This window comes from Bacteroidota bacterium (genome assembly GCA_018831055.1).
GTDB lineage: Bacteria > Bacteroidota > Bacteroidia > Bacteroidales > B18-G4 > M55B132.
The window spans coordinates 1-6002 of sequence record JAHJRE010000149.1; the positions used below are offsets into that span (position 1 = coordinate 1).

4 protein-coding genes and 1 tRNA gene are annotated in these 6002 nt (G+C 45.1%); 2 read left to right on the forward strand and 3 right to left on the reverse strand.

What is annotated here, in order from left to right:
• Nucleotides 1–324: 324 nt before the first annotated feature.
• From KKA81_09655 to KKA81_09665, 3 genes are all read right to left on the reverse strand, one after another.
• Nucleotides 325–3636 carry a hypothetical protein gene (locus KKA81_09655; protein MBU2651188.1) on the reverse strand — a complete coding sequence of 1104 codons (3312 nt, stop codon included), beginning with the start codon at nt 3634–3636 and terminating at the stop codon, nt 325–327.
• Nucleotides 3637–3812: 176 nt separating this feature from the next.
• Entirely contained in the window at nt 3813–3977 is a 165-nt protein-coding gene (locus tag KKA81_09660; protein MBU2651189.1) for a hypothetical protein, read from the reverse strand.
• 100 nt (nt 3978–4077) lie between these two features.
• Nucleotides 4078–4812 (reverse strand): PorT family protein, encoded by a 735-nt coding sequence (locus tag KKA81_09665; protein ID MBU2651190.1) that lies wholly within the window; start codon nt 4810–4812, stop codon nt 4078–4080.
• 482 nt (nt 4813–5294) lie between these two features.
• Between KKA81_09665 and KKA81_09670 the strand changes: the two genes are divergently transcribed.
• Nucleotides 5295–5383 (forward strand) — tRNA-Ser (locus KKA81_09670).
• Nucleotides 5384–5491: 108 nt separating this feature from the next.
• Nucleotides 5492–5848, forward strand: a complete 357-nt coding sequence (locus KKA81_09675; protein ID MBU2651191.1) for a four helix bundle protein — start codon at nt 5492–5494, stop codon at nt 5846–5848.
• Nucleotides 5849–6002 lie beyond the last annotated feature (154 nt).

Consider the following 6002-nt stretch of genomic DNA (forward strand, 5'->3'; position numbering starts at 1 on the left):
CTCCGTGGTTCTCTGTGACTTCTCAGTGGTTCTCTGTGAAATGTTTTTTGTTACACAGAGTTACACAGAGATACACAGAGTTACACAGAGATGCCCTCTCCGTGGTTCTCTGTGACTTCTCAGTGGTTCTCTGTGAAATGTTTTTTGTTACACATAGTTACACAGAGATACACAGAGTTATACAGAGATGCCCTCTCCGTGGTTCTCTGTGAAATATTTATTTTTACACAGAGTTAAACAGAGTTACACAGAGATACCAAATTTTTAGTATTCTATTTGCGAATCTTTTACCAAAAAATGAGAAAATCTATTTCAAAACTTCTCCTATTTAATCAGAAGGCATGACCTCAAGGATTTTGGTTTTAATATAAAGCTCTCCTCCATTGGCTTTACCGGCCATCCATCGGGATCGCATTCCATGATCTGGGAAAATGAAAAGGTGCCTGGCAGGATGCGGCATTCCAATGATGAACCCGATGGATTGTAAATGTCCACCATCAACCTCCCGTCCTGGTTCACCGGCCTGACTGCAGTGATCATCAGTTGCGGATTATCAAGGCTTATCAGATTTTCCCGCTTACCTTCGCCCTGTTGGGTTTTCATCACCAGCAAAGGCTGTGCAAATGCACGGGCTTCCTTTTCGCAGGAAAGAGCATCAAGCGGACCTTCGTGCGGAAACAGACGGTAACGGAAAATGGTTTCTCCTTCCTGGGAAGCCTTATAATTGGTTTCCCAATAGTTGTTCATCACGTAGGAATACACCGTTTGTCCCTTTGCCGGCTCTTTTTTCCACCCCGTGACAATGGCGTCGGTCAATATCTCCCCGGTCTGGATCATGGGTGCATCCTTTGATATCAAGGTAATCCCGCGATATTTATTGGAAATATCCACCCACCGCTGCAAGGTAAAATAATTCATGTTGGACCCGGGGAGCTGTTCAACTCCGGGTGTATAATCGCCAAAGGCTATGTCAATACTGGCATTACCGTCCGGGATGTGGAAGGGAAATGCAAAGAAAACCGCTTCAGGATACAGAATACCGGTCTTATCAAGAATATTGCTTATTTCCACGTACTCCCCCTGGTGATCCAAACGGATTTCCTGAATTAACTTACCGGCAACGGGCGTTTCGGAGCGGATCTCAATGACCTTCACCAATGGGCCGTATTCCTTCCAATGTATTGTGCATTTTGAAGGGATCAGCCAATCTTCAGGGTCCCTGCCACGGATGTAAACCAGCGTGTTCAGTCCCGGAATTTCCGGGTGGTTCGCATCCACATAATTATTATTGCCATAAACCAGTTCGCGTATGGCTCCACTAAACAGATCAATATTGATTTTCAGTACCCCGTTTTCCAGGTTTAGCGGATCCGGGGGAAATGATGAAGATCTCTTCCGCTTGCCGCTTTTGATAAGATATTCGGTGCTTCCCAGCGCAGTGACATCAGCCTTCATAGCCAGGTCACCGTTTGAAAGCAATTGTGTTTCAACGATCTCTCCGGTTGAGGTGAAAACCTCAGGGTTCTCCGGAAGCATATGAAAGGGAATGATTACGATCTCCTGCCTGTCCCAGGAAAGGGTATTTGCGATGCTGATGTAAATGGTTCCGTCTTTATCTTGTTCTGACATATGCATTTGGCCTTTGGCTTCAGCCAGGAGGCGTCTGCTGAGTGAGTCTGCATTCAGGGCATACTGTCTTTTGTTTTCCCATTGCTGCAGGGTAAATGGTGAAAACGGCTCGCTTATGGAATTCCAGGAGCCCCAGGTATGTTCATCGTAAAGCATCACATTTTTCCAGGCTTCCCGCTGTAGTGTGGGAGGGAATTTTTCAGGACAAATCATCGAATAAAGCGTTCCGGCCTGGGTGATCCTGTTGGCAGATGCCCTGTTCATGGCGGTTTCCCTGGCTGATGAGGCTGCACCGTCTTCCCACATCGGGGTCAGATCCCCCTTCAGCACCGGCAATTGCCTTCCGTATTTGTCCTCAAATGCTGAAAATGCTTTGCTAACACTTGATATGATTATCCTGGGCGATATAAAACGCTCATTCCAGGCTTTCACCGTTGCGGAAATATTCGGGTCGGGGGGGCCGTTATCACTGCCGATATTATAACGGAAATACTTGATATCATAAGGGTATCCGCTTTGCCGGAGGGCTTTAATATGCTCCAGGATCTTTTCTTTTTCCAGGAGGTTTATCAGATGCTGATATCCCAATCCGGTATGGAACCATGAGTAACCTTTCCCGCAAAACCAGGTTAAAACCGTGTCCTGTTCATCCTGGGAGACCCAGTAAAACGGCTTATCCCAGAGGGCTTCGTTAATATTGCCTGTCCTGTGTCCATTGTTGGTCCCGGAACTGAAATATCTTATTCCACTTCGCCCCATGGCATTGATCAGTCCCCAGGTGTTACCGGGGATATCGCTGATCATGGCTGAACGTACCGGCACTCCCGACTCCCGCCCGATGCGGCGGGCGGCTTCAAAAAGTTGCATCAGCTCCTCCTGGGTGCATAAGGCGGTTAATTCATTGGCATACATGCCATCAAGACAAATCCAGCCTTCCCTGAGTGCGGTGAAAAACTCCTCTTTCTCTTTCTCACCGGCTTGTTCCAGGAAGGAGTCCACCGCCCACATTACCTCTGTGTTCCATACAAAACGCGAATCTTCAGGGTAAGCGGTTGTCTCCTTCCCAAGTTGTATAGCCTGTTTCAGAAAACCGTGCTGCATCCGCTCCACTTCATCCTGAACATGCGTATAACCGATGTCGTTGTGGGAATGATGGATCAGGTACATATCAAATTGCCCGACCGGTTCTGCCGTGAAATAATCTTCAAACGCTACCTTTCCATCTAATGTGATGCTGACGGGGATGGGATTTCTTCTCTGGCTGGTGTCGATATCAAAATAATACTGGTTCAGTCCGAGATTGGCTGTACGTTTGTGTTTTTCCCCGCCTATTGTGATGTCTGCTGTGAGCGGTTCACCGAAATGATGTACATCAATCCTCAGCAGATAAGAAGGTTGTCCGCTGGATGATACAACCAGAGCCTGTTCCTGATGTAAAGAGATCGCAGACCGCAGCGTATACCGGAAGGTCATATACCAGCAACGGCTTCCGGCGGAATTACCCATGATCCTGATCTTTTGGTCCTCACCGCCGACAAGGATACGGGAAGGAATTTTCAGGAATGCATATCCCATCAGGTCTCCGTATTTATCCACCATGGTGGGTTTGAGCAGCAGTGAACTTCCATGGTCTCCCGGAAAGATCAGGTCTTTATTTAAGGTATCCTGCGGGTTGTCGAATGATACTATTTTTTGGTCGTTAAAGTATAAATCATATGAGAAGTGCTCTTCATTGACATCGATGCCGAAGAGCCAGATATAGATTATGCTGTCGGCCTCCTTATCCGGGGAAAGACCGGGTACCGTCCATTCTATGAATTTTTGATCATCTTCGTTTCTCACAAGCAGGGAAGTGGTTGCTTCCGGATGAGGAGAATGGTATTGGAGTATTTCTCCCCGAATATCGCCAAGATATCCCGGAAGCATAATGGTCTTGGTACTTTCCTGGGAAAAGGAAAATAATGAAAGTAAAATCAGAAAGGAGGCCGAAGATATTTTCAGTTGCATGGCAGGATGTTTTGTGCGAATGTAGGGAAAATATAACATTGATAATGCCCGGCACAAAACCCAACCCACTTCAAAGCGGAAGGTTTTAGATCTTAGCAACATAAAAATAAATCCTTAACGGGTCAGCCAAGGGCCCGTTATAATACAATTTCCTGTGTATATGCGGCGGCAGAAACTTAGTAGTCGTCGCTGGAACTCCAGTCGTCGGATTCCTCAAACTCGGATTCCATTTCTTCTTCATTTTCCAGGCGCGATAATTCCAACTCGCAATCCGGGCAAACATCCATGTTCCATGTGTCTGTCTCAAAAGAATTGCCGCACCTGATACAGATGGTTTCCATGAAATATTGTTTTGATCATGATAAAGGTAATACAATGCAATACTTGTTGCAAACAAAATTTTTTTTCAGACTGAAAGGTGAGGAGCGGATAAGCCCCTGGTTATTCTAATTCCCCTGTCTTTTCTTTTGCTTTTTTCGCACCGATAGGAATATCTGCAAAGAAGTATACAGAGGAGTTAACTCCTTTGTTCTTAGTGTCCTTATAAATGTTTACAAGTCCATAATAATATCTCGCTCCGATATTAACACCAAGGCCTTTTTGAAACTTATATCCCAATCCTGCTGACAACCCTGCATCTATCCTGTTAAGATCTTTGGTAATATCGTAGCTGTATGAAAGGTCTTCTTTGTCAATGATTTTTTCTGTGAATATATCCGTGCCTCTGTGTAATAAGCCGAGTTGAAATCCTCCCATGGCGAAGAATCCGATTTTTGTCCGGTATTTGATCATAAGGGGCACATTGAAATATTTCAGTTTCCTTTCAACCTGAGCTTCCTTCATAAGCGTATCAATTTCAGGATTGCCAACAGGGTAGTTGTTCAGACTTGTGGTTCCCATGTTAGCTTTTACGAGTACTCCCGTATATAAGTACCAGGGCTCCTTGAGCCGGATATCGAAATAAAACCCGATATTGAATGTGTTTAACATCCTGCCATCATCCTGTCCGGAGATCCACGACATGTTATCCCCGCCGGTTAGTCCGAATTCCATCCCGCCACGGTTAAGCACATCCCCGAGCAGGAGGGATATCAGTACCTGGGAGCGGGAAGTATTAATGAGAAGAATATTGAAAATCAGGACAAGAAAAATCGTATATAATTTGGTGTTTTTCATAGTGATTGATTTTTTATAAAGATATAACTTTTTCATTACTGTTAAGCTTATTCAGAAGTATATCTTCCCCGTCATAATCTGATCCAAACCTACCTTAAACTTATGCGATATTGATAAATTATAAATGTTTATTTACAATTAATATTGATAGTCTAAAACCAACAGCCATGGATTATGTAATATACTTTCCGGTTGATCAGGAAGCCCCACGTTTGTTCTTAACCTGATGGGATATCCCGATGGTTTTTATCATATCCGCCTTGATGCAGGAACCCGGGGCAGGCGATCGTAGATCTCAGATCTCAGATCGCAGATCTCAAATCTCAGATATCAAATCTCAAATCTCAGATCTCAAATCTTCAATTTTTGATCTGCGATCTGCGATCTGCGATCTGCGATCTCAATTTTTCCTTGTCCATATCAAATCAATTTTATACTTTTGCAGCCCTTAAGCGTTCAAGCCATTGCAACGTTCAATAAAAGGAGAGATGGGTGAGTGGCTGAAACCAACAGTTTGCTAAACTGTCGTACTGGGCAACTGGTACCGGGGGTTCGAATCCCCCTCTCTCCGCGAAGAGAGTGTGAGTGTGGGTGTGAGTGTGAGTGTGTGTGGGGGTGGGAGTTTGGGTGTGAGTGTGTGGGTTTGGGTTTGGGTGAGTTGAAAATTGATTATTACGACATGTTTGATTTCGAAAAGCTGAATGTTTACCAGGTTGTAAGGGAGTTAAATTTGAAGGTTTTGACTTTCCTTTCCAAGGCTGAGGGGATTGATAAATACATTATTGATCAATGGAAAAGGGCATCGTTGAGCATTCTGACCAACCTGGCAGAAGGCACGGGAAGGATGTCGCATCAGGACAAAAGGCATTTTTATACGATGGCACGCGGTTCTTTGTTTGAATGTGCAGCCCTGTTGGATCTGTTGAACACAATGAATATTATCGATAAAGATTTTTACAGCGATATTTACCAGGGCTACGAGCAGGCATCCAAAATGCTCCTGGCCATGTACCGCTCCATGAATACAGAACAATAATAGTCCCGTCGCATACTCAAACTCAAACTAACACACTCAAACCCACACTCACACCCAAACCCACACTCACACTCCCACCCACACTCACACCCATCTCGGGGTATAGCGTAGTCCGGTTAGCGCGCCTGCTTTGGGAGCAGGAGGTCGCAGGTTC

Bases quoted from the DNA above. Each gene is read 5' to 3' on its own strand.
- KKA81_09660 (MBU2651189.1), bottom strand. From the start codon at position 3,977: ATGGAAACCATCTGTATCAGGTGCGGCAATTCTTTTGAGACAGACACA.
- KKA81_09665 (MBU2651190.1), bottom strand. From the start codon at position 4,812: ATGAAAAACACCAAATTATATACGATTTTTCTTGTCCTGATTTTCAAT.
- KKA81_09675 (MBU2651191.1), top strand. From the start codon at position 5,492: ATGTTTGATTTCGAAAAGCTGAATGTTTACCAGGTTGTAAGGGAGTTA.
- KKA81_09655 (MBU2651188.1), bottom strand. From the start codon at position 3,636: ATGCAACTGAAAATATCTTCGGCCTCCTTTCTGATTTTACTTTCATTA.